The sequence below is a fragment of the Aquamicrobium sp. genome (genome assembly GCF_023954335.1).
In the GTDB taxonomy this organism is placed as follows: domain Bacteria; phylum Pseudomonadota; class Alphaproteobacteria; order Rhizobiales; family Rhizobiaceae; genus Aerobium.
The window spans coordinates 573,637-589,758 of the sequence record NZ_JAMLIE010000001.1 but is presented as its reverse complement, the minus strand read 5'-3'; the positions used below and the strand labels follow the sequence as shown (position 1 = coordinate 589,758).

At 68.9% G+C, this 16,122-nt stretch carries 13 protein-coding genes and 1 riboswitch; of the genes, 9 read left to right on the top strand and 4 right to left on the bottom strand.

Annotated features, from left to right (window positions below; all coding sequences use genetic code 11):
• Positions 1-164: 164 nt before the first annotated feature.
• The 8 genes from M9945_RS02900 to M9945_RS02865 all read left to right on the top strand — a co-directional run bounded on the left by M9945_RS02900 (position 165) and on the right by M9945_RS02865 (position 9,664).
• On the top strand, positions 165-1,871 hold the full coding sequence (locus M9945_RS02900) for a sensor histidine kinase (RefSeq protein ID WP_367943331.1): 1,707 nt from the start codon (positions 165-167) through the stop codon (positions 1,869-1,871).
• Between the two features lie 71 nt (positions 1,872-1,942).
• Entirely contained in the window at positions 1,943-2,293 is a 351-nt protein-coding gene (gene rpsO, locus M9945_RS02895) for a 30S ribosomal protein S15 (protein ID WP_367944750.1), read from the top strand.
• Between the two features lie 250 nt (positions 2,294-2,543).
• The gene (gene pnp, locus M9945_RS02890; RefSeq protein WP_367943330.1) at positions 2,544-4,694 is read left to right on the top strand and encodes a polyribonucleotide nucleotidyltransferase; all 2,151 of its coding nucleotides are present in this window, start codon (positions 2,544-2,546) and stop codon (positions 4,692-4,694) included.
• 130 nt (positions 4,695-4,824) lie between these two features.
• The gene (locus M9945_RS02885; RefSeq protein ID WP_367943329.1) at positions 4,825-5,844 is read left to right on the top strand and encodes a class I SAM-dependent methyltransferase; all 1,020 of its coding nucleotides are present in this window, start codon (positions 4,825-4,827) and stop codon (positions 5,842-5,844) included.
• Between the two features lie 210 nt (positions 5,845-6,054).
• Positions 6,055-6,378 carry a cytochrome c gene (locus tag M9945_RS02880; protein WP_367943328.1) on the top strand — a complete coding sequence of 108 codons (324 nt, stop codon included), beginning with the start codon at positions 6,055-6,057 and terminating at the stop codon, positions 6,376-6,378.
• 11 nt (positions 6,379-6,389) lie between these two features.
• Positions 6,390-7,688: an FCSD flavin-binding domain-containing protein gene (locus M9945_RS02875; protein WP_367943327.1), complete on the top strand. Its 1,299-nt coding sequence runs from the start codon at positions 6,390-6,392 to the stop codon at positions 7,686-7,688.
• A gap of 107 nt (positions 7,689-7,795) precedes the next feature.
• Positions 7,796-8,860: a YeeE/YedE family protein gene (locus tag M9945_RS02870; protein ID WP_367943326.1), complete on the top strand. Its 1,065-nt coding sequence runs from the start codon at positions 7,796-7,798 to the stop codon at positions 8,858-8,860.
• Between the two features lie 15 nt (positions 8,861-8,875).
• A complete protein-coding gene (locus M9945_RS02865; protein WP_367943325.1) occupies positions 8,876-9,664 on the top strand; it encodes a thiosulfate oxidation carrier protein SoxY in 789 nt (262 codons plus the stop codon).
• A 35-nt stretch (positions 9,665-9,699) separates the two neighbouring features.
• On the opposite strand, the gene M9945_RS02860 is transcribed toward M9945_RS02865, so the two are convergent.
• Genes M9945_RS02860 through exbB form a run of 3 tightly spaced genes read right to left on the bottom strand, consistent with a single transcriptional unit; the run spans position 9,700 to position 12,181 of the window.
• A complete protein-coding gene (locus M9945_RS02860) occupies positions 9,700-10,605 on the bottom strand; it encodes a TonB family protein (protein ID WP_367943324.1) in 906 nt (301 codons plus the stop codon).
• Complete coding sequence (exbD, locus tag M9945_RS02855; protein WP_367943323.1) at positions 10,602-11,078, bottom strand: TonB system transport protein ExbD; 477 nt, start codon at positions 11,076-11,078, stop codon at positions 10,602-10,604. Before exbD ends, M9945_RS02860 begins: the two co-directional genes overlap by 4 nt.
• A gap of 5 nt (positions 11,079-11,083) precedes the next feature.
• Positions 11,084-12,181 carry a tonB-system energizer ExbB gene (exbB, locus tag M9945_RS02850; RefSeq protein ID WP_367943322.1) on the bottom strand — a complete coding sequence of 366 codons (1,098 nt, stop codon included), beginning with the start codon at positions 12,179-12,181 and terminating at the stop codon, positions 11,084-11,086.
• Between the two features lie 202 nt (positions 12,182-12,383).
• Positions 12,384-12,588, top strand: a riboswitch (cobalamin riboswitch).
• 160 nt (positions 12,589-12,748) lie between these two features.
• Here exbB and M9945_RS02845 point away from each other — a divergent pair.
• Positions 12,749-14,620, top strand: coding sequence for a TonB-dependent receptor plug domain-containing protein (locus M9945_RS02845; RefSeq protein ID WP_367943321.1), 1,872 nt, complete (start codon positions 12,749-12,751; stop codon positions 14,618-14,620).
• 58 nt (positions 14,621-14,678) lie between these two features.
• Here the strand turns inward: M9945_RS02845 and M9945_RS02840 are convergent, their stop codons facing one another.
• Entirely contained in the window at positions 14,679-16,103 is a 1,425-nt protein-coding gene (locus M9945_RS02840; RefSeq protein ID WP_367943320.1) for a gamma-aminobutyraldehyde dehydrogenase, read from the bottom strand.
• Between the last annotated feature and the right edge of the window lie 19 nt (positions 16,104-16,122).

The following is a 16,122-nucleotide window of genomic DNA, read 5'->3' as shown; positions in this document are numbered from 1 at the left end:
CGGAAACGTCTGACGTCGCATAAAGGCGGCTAAAGGAAAGAAGCTGGAGCAGCGGAAGCTGCGTTGGTCAGAACGCCCGCTGCTCCAGCCTTCCCGCTGATTTCGCTGGCTTTCCTGTCGCCGGGCGGGCATTGTCCGCCCAGGCGGATGATACGAGGAAGACCTTGTCGGACGGCAATCACGTCAGGAATGCGGGAAGCCGCGGGCGGATCTCGATCAGCACCATCCTGTGGCTGCTGGTCGCCGCCATCGTCATACCCGAACTGATCTTCTCCGCCGTCGCCTTCCGCCGCAACAACGAGGCGCAGCAGACGATGCTGACGACGCTGGCTGAAGCGACCGCCGGCTCCATCGCCGAGACCGTCGACCGGCAGATCGCCGGCATGGTGACGACGCTCAAGGTCTTCTCGACCTCCTGGGAGGGCGACGACCTCGCCGGCTTCTACGAGCGCGTCTCGGTCGCGCTGAAGGATACCGGCACCTATCTCGCGCTCGCCGATTCCTCGCTCCAGCAGATCCTGAACACCCGCGCGCCCTTCGGCACGCCGCTCGGCGACGTCACCGACAGGGAAACGGCCGAGCGGGCGGTCGCCTCGGGCGAGCCGGCCGTCACCGGCGTCTTCTACGGGCGCACGGCGCAACGCTGGGTGTTCAACGTCATGCTGCCGCTCGACGAGAGCCACGGCGAGACGCGGCTGATCATCCTGTCGCAGAACGTCGAAGCGCTGGCCGGGGCGCTGGCCGCGCGCAACCTGCGCGGCGGCTGGAACGCGGTCATCGTCGACGGCGACGGCACGGTCGTCGCCTCCTCGATCGGCTGGGAGGACGTCGGCAAGCCGTTCTTCCTCTATGCCGGCGAGCAGCCCACGACCGGAACCACCTTTCCCGTCACCGTCGAGCGCGACGGCGAGACCTACGAGACCGTGCGCGCGCGCTCGGAGCTGACGGGCTGGCAGACCATCGTCTGGGCGCCGACATCGGTCGTGCGCGCGCCGGTCGTCAGCGCCATGCGCATGCTGGCGCTGGGCGGGCTGGCCATCGTCGCGGTCGGCGTGGTGCTGGCCTGGGTGCTCGGACGGCGCATCACCGGCTCGGTCAAGCGGCTGGCCGACGACGCGCGGCGGCTCGGCGCGGGCGAGCATGTCGAGGAAGGCGACTACCCGATCACCGAATTCGCCACCGTGTCGCAGGCGCTGGCGCAGGCCTCGGCCGATCGCAAGGCGGCCGAGAACGAGATCCGCTTCCTGATGCGCGAGGTCGCGCACCGCTCCAAGAACCAGCTGACCGTCGTGTCCTCCATCGCCAAGCAGACGGCGCGACACGCGCGCTCCTTCGCCTCGTTCCAGGATTCGTTCCAGAAGCGCATCCAGGGGCTGGCGCGCTCCACCGACCTCCTGATCGCCGGCGGCGTCGCCGGCGTCGAATTGAAGGCGCTTGTCGAGGCTCAGATCGAGCCGTTCCGGCCCAACGACGCGGACCGGCTGAAGATTTCCGGCGTGGCCTTTCGCCTGTCCAACCAGGCGGCGCAGACGCTGGGGCTGGCCCTGCACGAGTTATCCACCAACGCCGCCAAGTACGGCGCCTTCGCCTGGCCGGACGGGCGGCTGGAGATAAGCTGGCGGCGCTCGGGCGACCGTCTCGTCTTCCACTGGCGCGAGTACGTCCCGCGCGTGCGCCGCCGCGGCGACACGCGCGGCTTCGGCACCGAGGTGATCGAGCGGATGCTGGGCGGGGCGCTGGAGGCCGAGATCGAGCGCACCCTGCACAATGACGGGCTGGAATGCCGCGTCTCGATGCCTGTCGAGCGGCTGCGGCCGGAGACCGCTCCGGCCAAGACCAATACCGCCAAGACAGGCGGCACGGGCGACTGAGCCGGCGGCCAGCGGCGATTTTGCTGGCAATCGCTGCGGCTTTCCACTATATGCGCGCCAACATCCGCAAAATGCGCATGTTCACCGGCCCCCGCTGGACGACATCCCGGCCGTGGGCGACCCGTTTCCTCCAATCGATAAGGAAAAGCACGATGTCGATCACCGCAGAACGCAAGCAGGAACTCGTCAAGGAATTCGCGACCACGCAGGGCGACACCGGTTCCCCGGAAGTCCAGGTGGCGATCCTTTCCGAGCGCATCAAGAGCCTGACCGAGCACTTCAAGGACCACAAGAAGGACAACCACTCCCGTCGTGGCCTGCTCGCCCTGGTTTCGCAGCGTCGCAGCCTGCTCGACTATCTGAAGCGCAAGGACGAGGGTCGCTATCAGACCCTGATCGAGAAGCTCGGCCTGCGCCGCTAGCACCAGCCGGCCGGCGGCGGCTCGCCGCTGCCGGCCGTATCCATGGGCCGGCCTCCGGCCCGCAATCCCGGTTCCGCCAGCAGCAGCCCGCGGAGCCGCCCCGGACAGGGTCATGGGGCAGGATTGCAGGACGCTTTTTCACCGACGAAGCGCCCCGTTGTCTTGCCCATGGCTCGTTCCGAACGAAGCCGGGAAGCGCCGTTCCGCCATTCAAGCGGCGCGGCAAAGCTTCCGTATTGAAGGACAAGGCATGTTCAATCACCACAAAGTTGAAATCGAGTGGGGCGGACGCCCGCTCATCCTTGAGACCGGCAAGATCGCGCGTCAGGCCGACGGCGCGGTGCTCGCCACCTATGGCGAGACCGTCGTGCTCGCCACCGTCGTCTCGATGAAGGAGCCGAAGCCGGGCCTCGACTTCTTCCCGCTCACCGTCAACTACCAGGAAAAGACCTTCGCGGCCGGCAAGATCCCCGGCGGCTACTTCAAGCGCGAAGGCCGCCCGACCGAGAAGGAGACGCTGGTCTCGCGCCTGATCGACCGGCCGATCCGTCCGCTGTTCGCCGACGGCTACAAGAACGACACCCAGATCATCGTCACCGTGCTCCAGCACGACCTCGAGAACGATCCCGACATCGTCGCCATCGTCGCCACCTCGGCGGCGCTGACCCTGTCGGGCGTGCCCTTCATGGGCCCGATCGGCGGCGCGCGCGTCGGTTACATCGGCGGCGAGTACAAGCTCAACCCGCATGTCGACGAGATGCCGGAATCGAAGCTCGACCTCGTTGTCGCCGGCACCGGCGACGCCGTCATGATGGTCGAGTCCGAAGCGCACGAACTTTCCGAGGAAGTGATGCTCGGCGCCGTCACCTTCGGCCACCGCGCCTTCCAGCCGGTGATCGACGCGATCATCAGGCTGGCCGAGGTCGCCGCCAAGGACCCGCGCGACCATGTCACCCCCGACTATTCGGCGCTCGAAGCCGAGATGCTGGCCCTCGTCGAGGGCGAGCTGCGCGCAGCCTACAAGAACACGGTCAAGCAGGAGCGCTACGCCGCGGTCGACGCGGTGAAGGCCAAGGTCAAGGCGCATTTCACGCCGGCCGAGGGCGAGGATGTCAGGTGGACGCCCGAGCAGGTCGGCGCCGTCTTCAAGGAGCTCCAGGCCAAGATCGTGCGCTGGAACATCCTCGACACCGGCTCGCGCATCGACGGCCGTGACCTCTCGACCGTGCGCCCGATCGTCTCGGAAGTCGGCATCCTGCCGCGCACCCACGGCTCGGCTGTGTTCACCCGCGGCGAGACCCAGGCCGTCGTCGTCGCGACGCTCGGCACCGGCGAGGACGAGCAGTACATCGACTCGCTGACCGGCACCTACAAGGAGACCTTCCTCCTTCACTACAACTTCCCGCCCTACTCGGTCGGCGAGACCGGCCGCATGGGTTCGCCCGGCCGCCGCGAGATCGGCCACGGCAAGCTCGCCTGGCGCGCCATCCACCCGATGCTGCCGGCCGCCGAGCAGTTCCCCTACACGCTGCGCGTCGTCTCCGAGATCACCGAGTCGAACGGCTCGTCGTCGATGGCGACGGTGTGCGGCACGTCGCTTGCGCTGATGGACGCGGGCGTGCCGTTGCAGAAGCCGGTGGCGGGCATTGCCATGGGTCTGATCAAGGAAGGCGAGCGCTTCGCGGTGCTCTCCGACATCCTCGGCGACGAGGACCATCTCGGCGACATGGACTTCAAGGTGGCCGGTACTGCCGGCGGTATCACCTCGCTCCAGATGGACATCAAGATCGACGGCATCACCGAGGAGATCATGCGCCAGGCCCTCGACCAGGCCAAGGGCGGACGCCTGCACATCCTGGGTGAAATGGCCAAGGCGATCACCGAAGGCCGCTCGGAGCTCGGCGAGTTCGCGCCGCGCATCGAGGTGATGCAGATCCCGACCGACAAGATCCGCGACGTGATCGGCTCGGGCGGCAAGGTCATCCGCGAGATCGTCGAGAAGACCGGCGCCAAGATCAACATCGAGGACGACGGCACGGTCAAGATCGCCTCTTCCAACGCCAAGGAGATCGAGGCGGCGAAGAAGTGGATCCACACCATCGTCGCCGAGCCGGAAGTCGGCGAGATCTACGAGGGCACGGTGGTCAAGACCGCCGACTTCGGTGCCTTCGTCAACTTCTTCGGCCCCAAGGACGGCCTCGTCCACATCTCGCAGCTCGCCGCCGACCGCGTCCAGAAGACCACCGACGTGGTCAAGGAAGGCGACAAGGTCTGGGTCAAGCTGATGGGCTTCGACGAGCGCGGCAAGGTACGCCTGTCGATGAAGGTCGTCGACCAGACGACCGGCAAGGAGATCGTCCGGGAAAAGAAGAAGGACGAGGCGGAAGACGCCGACGCCTGATTTTTCCCGCGGATGCATGAGCGGACGGGCGCGGGCCGTGAGGTCCGCGCCCGTTGCGGTTTTACGGGCAGCGCCGGCGCCGACCCCTCACCGGCGCAGCAGGAAAGAAACTCCGCAAGGCGGGCTCTCGATGGACGATTTCACCAAAACCCTGTTCCACCCCTTCGAGGCCGGGCTTATCGACATGCCGGGCAAGGACGCGCGCGTGCTGTTCCTCAACGCCGCGCCGGGCTTTCGCCGGCCGGACGGCTTCGCGGCCGAAATCGCGGCGGTGCAGGCGTTCCGCCCGGCCTTCCTCGCCTTGCGGAAAGCGGGAGTTGCGGCCGAGCCCGAGGCGCAGGGCGAGGATTACGACCTCGCGCTGGTGCTCGCCGGCCGCCATCGCGGCCAGAACGAATTGTGGGTGGCTGAGGCGCTGGAGCGGGTGCGGCCGGGCGGCCGTGTCGTCGTCGCCGGCGGCAAGACCGACGGCGCGGCGAGCCTCGCCAAGCGGCTCGCCGGCCTCGGCGAGGTCGAGGGCCGCGCCTCCAAGCATCATGGCGTCGTCTTCTGGCTGCGCCGGGGCGATCACGCGGCCGGGATCATCGCGGCGCTCAACGCGGCCAACCCGGCGCTGGCGCTCGAAGGCGGCTTCCGCACCCTGCCCGGCCTGTTCTCGCACGAGCGTGCCGACACCGGCTCGCGTTTCCTGCTCGAAAGCCTGCCGGCCGGCTTGAAGGGCGTCGCGGCGGATTTCGGCGCGGGCTGGGGCTATCTCGCCACGAGCCTCGCGCAGCGCGCGCCGGACGTTGCGGCCATCGACCTCTTCGAGGCGAGCTTCACCGCCTGCGAGGCGGCGAAGGCCAACATGGCGGCGCTGGCGCCGCAGGTCGCGGCGCGTGTCTTCTGGCACGATCTCCTCGCCGAGCCGGTCGAGCGGCGCTACGACCTCGTCGTCATGAACCCGCCCTTCCATCAGGGCCGGGCGGCGGAGCCCGCCATCGGCGAGGGCATGATCCGCGCCGCCTCCAAGGCACTGAAGCCGGGCGGGCGGCTCTACCTCGTCGCCAACCGGCCGCTGCCCTACGAGGCCGTCCTGCAACAGACTTTCGCGCGCCATGGCGAGACGGCGCGGAACGAGCGGTTCAAGGTGCTGTGGGCCGTGCGCTGACGGCGGCCGCCTCCGCGCAAAACATGACTATTACAGTCAGGAATTTGATTTCCCGTTTCCGCCAATGACGGAATGATTTTCTTTAATGGAGTCCAACTATGGGAAAATCGCCTCCTATTGCCGCCAGACCGCGCAATCCCATAGCCTGACACCTGCGGCCGCGGCCGGTTAGATGTCCTATCTTTCCGGTCATGGGCGAGGGGTTCTGCGATGCGACCAGTATGGAGATTTCACCGAGGCGCGCCGGCCGCGCTGGCGCTGGCAGCCAGCCTTCTGGCCGGCGGGGCGGCGGCCGAAGGGGTCGACGTCTCGCTGCTGGCCGGCACCTGCGCCAACTGCCATGGCACGGACGGGCGCTCGCCCGGCGCGATCCCGTCGATCGCCGGCAAGCCGTTCGCCGTGCTCAACGCCCAGCTCGCCGCCTACAAGGCCGGCGAGGCCAGGGACACGACGGTGATGACGCGGCTGGCGCTCGGCTTCACCGACGCCGAGCTCGAGGCGCTGGCGCGCCATTTCTCCGAGATCGAGCCGTGAGGGGACCGGACATGATTTCGCGACGCACTCTTCTGAAATCCATCGGTGCCACGGCGCTCGCCGGCTCCGCGCTCTCCATGCCCGCCATCGCCCGCGCCAACGGCAGCGCGGCGGGCCGCGTCGTCATCGTCGGCGGCGGCTTCGGCGGCGCGACGGCGGCCAAGTACATCAAGCGCCGCGCGCCCGATATCGACGTGACGCTGGTCGAGGCGCAGGCGCGGTTCTATACCTGCCCGTTCTCCAACCTCTATCTCGGCGGCCTGCGCGATTTTGAATCCATCGGCCACGGCTATGACGAGCTGACCGGGCGCTACGGCGTGCGCCTCGTCACCGACCTCGCCCGCGACGTCGACGGCGCGGGCCGCACGGTCACGCTGGCCTCGGGCGAGACGCTGGCCTACGACAAGCTGGTGCTGGCGCCCGGCATCGACTTCCGCTGGGACGCCATCGAGGGCTATGACGAGGCTGCGGCCGAACTCGTGCCCCACGCATGGAAGGCCGGGCCGCAGACGCAGCTGCTCAAGGCCCAGCTCGAGGCGCTGGAGGATGGCGGGGTGTTCATCCTCGGCGCTCCGGCCGATCCGTTCCGCTGCCCGCCCGGCCCTTACGAGCGCGTCAGCCTGATCGCCCACTACCTCAAGACCAACAAGCCGAAGTCGAAGATCCTGATCCTCGATTCCAAGGACGCCTTCTCCAAGCAGGGGCTGTTCACGGCCGGCTGGCAGGCGCTCTACGGCGACCTGATCGAATGGGTGCCGCTGTCGAAGGACGGCAAGATCGTGCGCGTCGACGCGGCGAAGCGCGAGGTCGAGACCGAGTTCGGCACGATCCACAGGGCGGACGCGCTGAACTTCATCCCGCCGCAGAAGGCCGGGGCCATCGCCCACGCCGCCGGGGTGGTCAACGAATCGGGCTGGGTGCCGGTCAAGGCCGAGACCTTCGAGAGCGCGCAGGTCGGCGACATCCACGTCGTCGGCGACGCCACCATCGCCGCGCCGATGCCGAAATCCGGCTTCTCGGCCAACACGCAGGGCAAGGTGGTGGCCGCGTCCATCGTCGCCGCGCTCGGCGGCGAGGCGACGCCGGAGCCGATGTGGGCCAACACCTGCTACAGCCTGATCGGCCCGGACTACGGCATCTCCGTCGCCGGCGTCTACCGCGCCGAGGACGGCAAGGTGATCTCCGTCGAGGGCTCGGGCGGCGTCAGCCCGGCCGAGGCGGATGCCGCCTTCCGCAAGCGCGAGGCGCAGTATACGCTGGGCTGGTATGCGGCCATCACGCAGGATATCTGGGGAACGGCCGCCGCCTGACGCGCCGGCTCCCGAACCTGCCGCAGGCAAAGCGAAAGACATCGGAGGCGGGCCGGCCTTGCCGGGAACGCCTCGTTCGCCGGAGTTGCGCCGACCGAGAGAGACGCATGGACGCTGTTGAACTGACGTTGTGGGCGGGGCTGGTCATCGGCCTCGCCTTCGGCATTGCGGCACGGGCCACCGGGTTCTGCCTCGTTTCCGGCCTGCGCGGCTGGTGGGTGCCAGCCGGGACGGGGACCGCGAAGATCCGCGCCTTCGCGCTGGCGCTGGCGCTCGCCATCGCCGGCTCCCAGGCGCTCGACGCCGCAGGGCTCATCGATCTCCGCCGCTCGCTCTATGCGCAGACGAGCTTTGCGCCGGCCCTCATCCTCACCGGCGGCCTGCTGTTCGGCTACGGCATGGTGCTGGCCAACGGTTGCGGCGCTCGGGCGCTGGTGCTCCTTCCAGGCGGCAATCTGCGCTCCTTCGTGGTGCTGGTCTCGCTCGGCATCGCCGCCTATGCGACGCTGTCCGGCCTCATCGCGCCGCTGCGGATCGCGGCTTCCGCCGTCGGCGTGGTGGCGTCGCCGCCCGATCTCGCCGCCGCGCTCGCGCCTTACGGCTTTTCCGAGCCCGCCGCGCGGCTCGTCCTCGCGCTTCCCCTCGCCACCATTCTCGCCTTCCTCGCCCTGCGGCCCGCCGCGCGCGGCGAGCGCGGCACGCTTGCCGGCGGGGCGGCGGTCGGCCTCGCCGTCGTCGCCGGCTGGTACGCCACCGGAGTCCTCGGCGCGGACGATTTCCAGCCCGCGCCGCTCGCCTCGCTCACCTTCGTCGCCCCGGTCGGCGAGACGATCCAGTATGCGATGCTGGCGACCGGCATGCGCCCCTCCTTCGGCGTCGCCATCGTCGCCGGCGTCTTCCTCGGCGCGCTGGCGACCGCGCTCGTCACCCGCACGTTGCTGCTCGAAGGCTTCGCCAGCCCTCAGGCGATGCTGCGCTCGATGGCCGGCGGCGCGCTGATGGGCGTCGGCGGGGCGCTGGCGCTCGGCTGCTCCATCGGCCAGGGGCTGACCGGGCTTTCGACCCTCGCCCCCGCCTCCTTCGTGGCGGCAGGCGGCATCCTCGGCGGCGCGTGGGTCGCCCTGCGCGGCCCGCTGCGCGTGGCGAGGCCGGCCGTCGCCGAGCAGAGCTAGAAAGACGTGCCGACGATGAAGAACCCACCTGCCCTCACCCGCCGCCACCTGCTCGCGCTCGCCGCCGCCGGCCTCGCCGCGCCCGCCCTGCCGGCCGGCGCGCAGGGCGCCGGCGCATGGCGGCGCGTGCCGGAGATCGCCGGCCTCCTCGACGGGGTGGAGCCGAAGGAAGGCGGCATCGCCCTCGACCTGCCCTTCGTGTCCGAGAACGGCAATTCCGTGCCGCTGTCCGTCGCGGTGGAAGGGACCGGCGTCCGCGCCCTCCACATCTTCGCCCCGGCCAATCCCAGCCCGCAGGTCGCAACCTTTCACTTCACGCCGCTGTCACCGGCCGCGGTCGAGACGCGCATCCGGCTCAACGAGAGCCAGACGGTGGTCGCGCTCGCGCTGCTCGACGACGGCACGGCGCTGATCGCCGAGCGCGAGGTGCGCGTCACCGTCAGCGGCTGCCTGACAGATGCCGGCACCTATGCCAGCGACAGCCTGTTCCAGACGCGGGTGCGCGTGCCGGAGACGCTCGCTGCCGGCGCGGCCGGCCCGGTTCTGACCATGATCGGCCACCCGATGGAGACGGGCTTGCGCCCCGGCCCCGACGGCGCGCCCCTGCCGCAGCGGCTGATCGAGCGGTTCGAGGCGAGCCTTGACGGCGAGCCGGTGTTCGCCGCGGACCTCTACCGGTCGGTTTCGGCCGATCCCTACCTCAAGTTCCAGATCGCGCCGCAGGCGTCCGGCACCCTCGCCCTCACCTGGCGCGAGGACACCGGCCACGTGACCGACGCCGAGGCGCGGATCGTCGTCGGATAGGAAAAGGAAAGGCCGGCATCGCGCCGGCCCTTTCGTCATCGCATGCTGAAGCGGATCGGGACCACGATGGTCCGGTTGACGCCGGGCGGCGGGGCCGGCACGGGCGAGGCGCGGCGGACCAGCGCCACCACTTCCTCGTCGAGAAGGGCGACGCCCGAGGAGCGCACCAGCGACACCGACTGGACGTTGCCCGAGGCGTCGATGGTGAAGCGCACCTGCGCCGTGCCCTGCTGGCCCTGGCGCTTGGCCGCCGACGGATAGCGCTTGCGCCGCTCGAGATGCGAGGCGACGCGCGCCCGCCAGCGCGCCGGCGAGACGGAGGCGGACGCGCCGGCGCTGTTCTGCCGGGCGGCGGCGCGCGGCGCCTCGCGCTGCGTCTGCATCTGCGCCCTGCGCTTGTCGACCGCGGGAGGCTGCGGCTTCGGCTTGGCCTTGACCTCCTGCTTCTTGCGCGGCTTTTCCTTCGGCTTTTCCTGCTTGACCTCCGGCTTCTTCTCCGGCTCGGGGCGCGTCACCGGCAGCGGCACCTCGACCGGGTCGAGCGCGGCCACCAGCTCCTCGATGGGCTCGATCGGCTCGACCTCGTCCGGCTCCGGCTCGATCGCCTCCACCGGCTCGGTCACGGGCTCCACCGCCTCGGCGAGCTCGATCTCCTCGACGGGTTCGGCCTCGACCGCCTCGGCGGCTTCCCAATCGACCTCGTCGGGCGAGACCTGCTCCTCGACCGCCGCCGGGGCCATGGCCATGGGCGCGAGGTCGATCATGATCGCGGCCGGTTCCTCGGCCGCCTCCAGCTGCTGGGGACGCTCGCGCATCACCCACCAGCCGGCCGCCGCATGCGCCGCCAGCACCACGGTGCCGGCGAACAGCCACAGCATCATCGCCGACAGCGAGATGCCGGCGAGCTGCCGCGACCAGGCTATGTCGGGACGAGGCTTCATCCGTCCGTCGCCTCCACCGGTGCGGCGTCGGGGGTGCCGGCGGGGGCCTCGGAGACGCCCTCGAGCCCGACCAGCGCGATCTTGAGGTAGCCGCCGATGCGCAGGAGGTTCATGACGTTCATCAGGTCGCCATAGGCGACCGACCTGTCGGCGCGCAGGAAGATGCGGGCTTCCTTGTCGCCGCCGGTGACGCGGTCGAGCGCGTCGCGCAGCGCGATGTGATCGACCGGCTCGTTGCCGACCGAGACGGACAGGTCCTCCTGCACCGTCACGTAGAGCGGCTCGTCGGGGCGCGGCTGCGGGGCGGCGGTCGAGGTCGGCAGGTCGACATTGATGTCGACGGTGGCCAGCGGCGCCGCCACCATGAAGATGATCAGGAGCACCAGCATCACGTCGATGAACGGCGTGACGTTGATCTCGTGGTTCTCCTCGAGCTCGTCGCGCTCGGCGCTGGCGTTGAGGCTACCGGCCATGGACCCTACTCCGCTGCCCGTGAAAGCGCATGCTCCGCGCCGGCCTCGCCCGGCACGGCGCGGCGGTCGATGTCGCGGCTGACCAGCCGCTCGACCGCGGCCGAGGCGTCGGCCAGGAGCAGCCGGTAGCCGGCGATGGAGCGCGCGAAGACGTTGTAGATCACCACCGCCGGAATGGCGGCGACGAGGCCAAGCGCGGTGGCGAGCAGCGCCTCGGCGATGCCCGGCGCGACGACGGCGAGGTTGGTCGTCTGCGCCTCAGAGATGCCGATGAACGAGTTCATGATGCCCCAGACGGTGCCGAACAGGCCGACGAAGGGCGCGGTCGAGCCGATCGTGGCGAGGATGCCGGTGCCGCGGGTCATCCGCCGCCCGGCCTGCGCCTCGATACGCGACAAATGCGAGGTGACGCGCTCCTTCAGGCCCGCCGCGCCGCCATAGGGCAGGGTCGAGCGCGAGGCTTCCACCTCATGCGCGGCGGCGCGCACCATCAGCGCCGCCGGCCCGCCCCTGCCCGGAAGCGAGCGCACGGCGTCGGGCAGACTCTCGGCCTGGACGATGCGCTTCAGCCCGCGTCCGGCATTGGCCTTGGCGCCGGCGATCTCCAGCGACTTGGCGAGCCACACGGTCCAGGTGACGAGCGAGGCGAAGGCGAGGCCGATCATCACCGCCTTGACCACCCAGTCGGCGGCCATGAACATGCCCCATGGCGACAAATCGTGCGGCAGGGTGTCGTCGCGCGCGTCGGCCGGCGCGCCGTCCTCGGCGATCTCGATCTCGGAAGCGTCTATTCCAGCAGGGGGCCCGGCAGGCGGCGCGGACGGCGCCTCGCCCTGCTGCGGAGCGGCGTCGACAGCCGGGGCAGGCGTCCCGGCCGCCGGCTGCTGGGGCGCGGGAGCCTGGGAAACCGGGGCCTCGGGCGCGGTGGCCGGTTGCTGCTGCTGCGGGGCGGGTTGCTCGACGGCCGCCGGCGGCGCCGCCTCCTGCGCCCGCGCCGGCACACCGGCGGCGAGGGCCGCGACGGCCAATGCCGCAAGCAGCAGCCCGAAAACCCGGCCGGCCGGCTGGCGGCAGCGTGAACTCTTCAACAGGATAGACGACATTCTGGCACTTTCCGCTTTCGCATACTGTCCGGCGTGCGTCTCGCGCGGATGCCTCTCACATCCGGCCGCGACATGCAACCTTCGCCCGCCCTTGCCGGCGGCAAAACACGACTAAAACAATCATGTTTCTTTTGGAAGCCAATTTTACGGGAATATTGTGGCGGGAACGCCGCGCGCGTTGACGCAACGGCGAAGTGACGCTAGCAAAGTCGGCGAAGCTGGTTCCGCCGAAAGGTGGATGAAAAGGGAATGCGGTGCGGCCGGGCTGTCCGGCCAAATCCGCAGCTGCCCCCGCAACTGTAACCGTTGAGCCATCTTCCAGATGCCACTGGCCGCAAGGCCGGGAAGGCGGGAGAGAGGCGAAGACACGGGAAGCCAGGAGACCTGCCGCTTCAGTCACCCTGTCCGCATGCGAGGGGCATGCAGGCGCGGCCGTCCGTAGCGGTGACACGAGAACGTGTTGCCGCATGCGAACGGGCCGGGGCGGGTTCAATTCCCAATTCCTTTCCTTGCGGTTCTTGAAAAGCCCGGGGGCCAACGCGCCTCCCAGCACCTTTGGGGACTGACATGAACAGGTTTCTGATCTCCACCGCCAGCGCGCTGGCATTGATGGCCGGCGCCGCGCAGGCGCAGGACGCGGCGCAGACCGACGAGCAGGGCGTCACCACCCTCGAGGCGATCACCGTCACCGCCAACCGCACCCCGACCGAAAAGAGCAAGACCGGCTCCAAGGTCGAGCAGGTGACGCAAGGCGAGATCGAGACGAAATCGCTCGTCTCGGTCACGGACTACCTGACGCGGCTGCCGGGCATTTCGGTGACCTCCAGCGGCGGCATCGGAACACAGACCGGCATCTCCGTCCGCGGCTTGGGCGGTGCCTATGTGAAGACGCTATACAACGGCATCGACGTTTCGGACACGACCGGAACGCAGGTTCTGACACAGTACCAGTATCTGCTGTCGGGCGGTGTCACCGGCATGGAGATACTGAAGGGCTCTCAAAGCACGCTCTACGGTTCGAGCGCCATCGCCGGCGTCGTCGACATCACCACGCTGGGCGAGGTCGAGGACGGCATCAGCCATACGGTTCACGTCGAGGGCGGATCGTTCGGCACAGTGCGCGGCCGCTACGGCCTCGCCGGCGCACAGGGCGGATCGAGGATTGCGGCCAACGTCACCGGCTTCCGCAACGACGGCATTTCCGCGAAGGCCGGCGGCACCGAGCGCGACGGCTACGAGAACGTGACCTTCGACCTCGCCGCCGAGCACCGCATCAACGAGGCGTTCTCGGTGTTCGGGTCCTTGCTCTATATCGATGCGAAGACCGAGTTCGACGGTGGCAGCGCCGACGATGCCGACAGCTATGAGCTGGCCACGATGATGGGAGGCCGGGTCGGCTTCAATCTCGACCTGCTCGACGGACGATTGAAGAACACGTTCTCCGTACAGGGCTTCAAATCCGACAGGGAGAGCATCTGGGCCGGATCGCCGGCTTCCTTCATCGGCACGCGGCAAAAGTTCGACTATCAGGGATCGTTCGAGGCGACGGATCGCGTTCTGTTGCAATACGGCGTCGATCACGAGCGCCAGGAAGCCGAGGATGGGGGCGGCGGGACCCCACTCGGCAAGATCGACCTTACCGGGGTCTGGGTACAGGCTGTCGTCGAGCCCGTCGACAACCTCGTGCTGACAGCGGGCGTTCGCCATGACGACCACTCGATGTTCGGCGGGCACACGACCTGGCGCGCCACCGCGTCCTATCTGTTCGACCAGACCGGAACCCGGCTGCACTCGTCATTCGGGACCGGTTTCCGCGCTCCGAGCCTCTATGAGCTCTATTCGGACGGCGGCGATCCGACCCTGCGGCCTGAAACGAGCCGCAGCTTTGATATCGGCGTAGAACAACGCTTCCTCGATGGCCGCCTCGTTGCCGACCTCACCTATTTCCATCTGGAGATCGACAATCGCATCTTCTGGGTCGACGATTTCGGCGGGCCGCCCTGGGGCTACTACGATCAGGTTGCCGGCGGGACGACTTCCGACGGCGTCGAGGCGTCCTTCTCCTACGCCGCGACCGATTGGCTCGACCTCGGCGGCTCCTACACCTACACGAACTCGCGCAATTCGGACGGGACGCGGAGCTGGCGCGTTCCGCGGCATGCCGTCACCCTCGCCGCAACGGCGCGCCCCGCCGAAAAGTGGACCGTCAGCGCGGACCTGAAATACGCCGCCGATACCATCGACTTCGACTGGACGGCCTATGCCGACGTGAAGCTCGACGACTACGTCCTGCTCAACGCCAAGATCGCCTATCAGGTGAACGAGTCGACCGAGGTCTATCTGCGCGGCGAGAACCTGCTCGATCAGGACTATCAGGTCGTCCGCGGCTACAACACGCCCGGCATCGCCGCCTATGCGGGCTTCAAGGCGAAGTTCTGAGCCTCAGGAAAACGGGAGCCTGCCTTTGGGCGGGCTCCCGGATCATTCCCGCCGCGCCTTACCCGTGCGCGACCATGACGTGGCGGACGGCGGTGTAGTCCTCCAGCGCGTAGAGCGACATGTCCTTGCCGTAGCCGGACTGCTTCAGCCCGCCATGCGGCATCTCGTTGACCAGCATGAAATGGGTGTTGACCCAGGTGCAGCCGTAGCGCAGGCGCGCGGCGGTCGCCATCGCCCGGCCGACATCTTTCGTCCACACCGACGAGGCGAGGCCGTAATCCGAGTCGTTGGCCCAGTTCACGGCCTCGTCGACATCGGTGAAGCGGGTGACGGAGACGACCGGCCCGAACACCTCGCGGCGCACGATCTCGTCCTCCTGCAACGCGCCGGCGACGACGGTCGGCTGGTAGTAGAAGCCCTCCGTCCCCGGCTTGCCGCCGGCGGTGATCTCGATGTGCTTCTGCTCGGCGGCGCGCTCGACGAAGCTCGCCACCCGGTCCTGCTGGCGGCGCGAGATCAGCGGGCCGATCTCGTTCTCGGCATCGTCGGCGAGGCCGTATTTGATGGTCGAGACGGCGGCAGACAGGTCGGCGACCAGCTTCTCGTAGATCTTCGCGCCGGCATAGATGCGGCAGGCGGCGGTGCAGTCCTGCCCGGCATTGTAGTAGCCGAAGGCGCGCAACCCTGAGACGACCGCGTCGATGTCGGCGTCGTCGAACACGACGACCGGGGCCTTGCCGCCAAGCTCGAGATGGGTGCGCTTGACCGACTTGGCCGCCGCCTGAAGGATCTTCTTGCCGGTGGCGACGTCGCCGGTGATCGAGATCATGTCGACCTCGCGGTGGTTGATCAGCGCGTTGCCGACGCTCTCGCCGCGGCCGGTGACGACGTTGACCACGCCCTCGGGCAGCACCTCGGCGAGGATGGCGGCCAGCTTCAGCGCGGTCAGCGGCGTCTGCTCGGACGGCTTGAAGACGACGGTGTTGCCGCCGGCGACGGCCGGGGCCAGCTTCCACGCCATCATCATCAGCGGGTAGTTCCACGGCGCGATCGAGGCGACGACGCCGATGGGATCGCGGCGGATCATCGAGGTGTGGCCGGCAAGGTACTCGCCGGCGATGGTGCCGGGCATGGTGCGCACCGCGCCGGCGAAGAAGCGGTAGCAATCCACGATGGCCGGAATCTCGTCGTTGAGCACGGCGTTGATCGGCTTGCCGCAGTTCAGCGCCTCCAGCCGGGCGAACTCGGCCGCGTCTTCCTCGATGCGCGCGGCGATCTTCAGCAGGTATCCCGAGCGTTCCGAGGGCGTGGTGCGCGACCAGCCCTCGAAGGCGCGCCGCGCCGCGTTGACCGCGGCATCGACCTGCCCCTGCGAGGCTTCCGGCACCGACAGGATCGTCTCGCCCGTGCGCGGGTTGAGGATCGTTTCCTCGATTTCCGTGCCGGCCTCGAACCGGGAGCCGATCAGGAGCTGCGTGTGCATGGGACTTCCTCCTTGAGGT

Coding starts and splice junctions, on each gene's coding strand:
- rpsO (WP_367944750.1), top strand. CDS start 1,943: ATGCGCATGTTCACCGGCCCCCGCTGGACGACATCCCGGCCGTGGGCG.
- pnp (WP_367943330.1), top strand. CDS start 2,544: ATGTTCAATCACCACAAAGTTGAAATCGAGTGGGGCGGACGCCCGCTC.
- M9945_RS02885 (WP_367943329.1), top strand. CDS start 4,825: ATGGACGATTTCACCAAAACCCTGTTCCACCCCTTCGAGGCCGGGCTT.
- M9945_RS02880 (WP_367943328.1), top strand. CDS start 6,055: ATGCGACCAGTATGGAGATTTCACCGAGGCGCGCCGGCCGCGCTGGCG.
- M9945_RS02875 (WP_367943327.1), top strand. CDS start 6,390: ATGATTTCGCGACGCACTCTTCTGAAATCCATCGGTGCCACGGCGCTC.
- M9945_RS02870 (WP_367943326.1), top strand. CDS start 7,796: ATGGACGCTGTTGAACTGACGTTGTGGGCGGGGCTGGTCATCGGCCTC.
- M9945_RS02865 (WP_367943325.1), top strand. CDS start 8,876: ATGAAGAACCCACCTGCCCTCACCCGCCGCCACCTGCTCGCGCTCGCC.
- M9945_RS02860 (WP_367943324.1), bottom strand. CDS start 10,605: ATGAAGCCTCGTCCCGACATAGCCTGGTCGCGGCAGCTCGCCGGCATC.
- exbD (WP_367943323.1), bottom strand. CDS start 11,078: ATGGCCGGTAGCCTCAACGCCAGCGCCGAGCGCGACGAGCTCGAGGAG.
- exbB (WP_367943322.1), bottom strand. CDS start 12,181: ATGTCGTCTATCCTGTTGAAGAGTTCACGCTGCCGCCAGCCGGCCGGC.
- M9945_RS02845 (WP_367943321.1), top strand. CDS start 12,749: ATGAACAGGTTTCTGATCTCCACCGCCAGCGCGCTGGCATTGATGGCC.
- M9945_RS02840 (WP_367943320.1), bottom strand. CDS start 16,103: ATGCACACGCAGCTCCTGATCGGCTCCCGGTTCGAGGCCGGCACGGAA.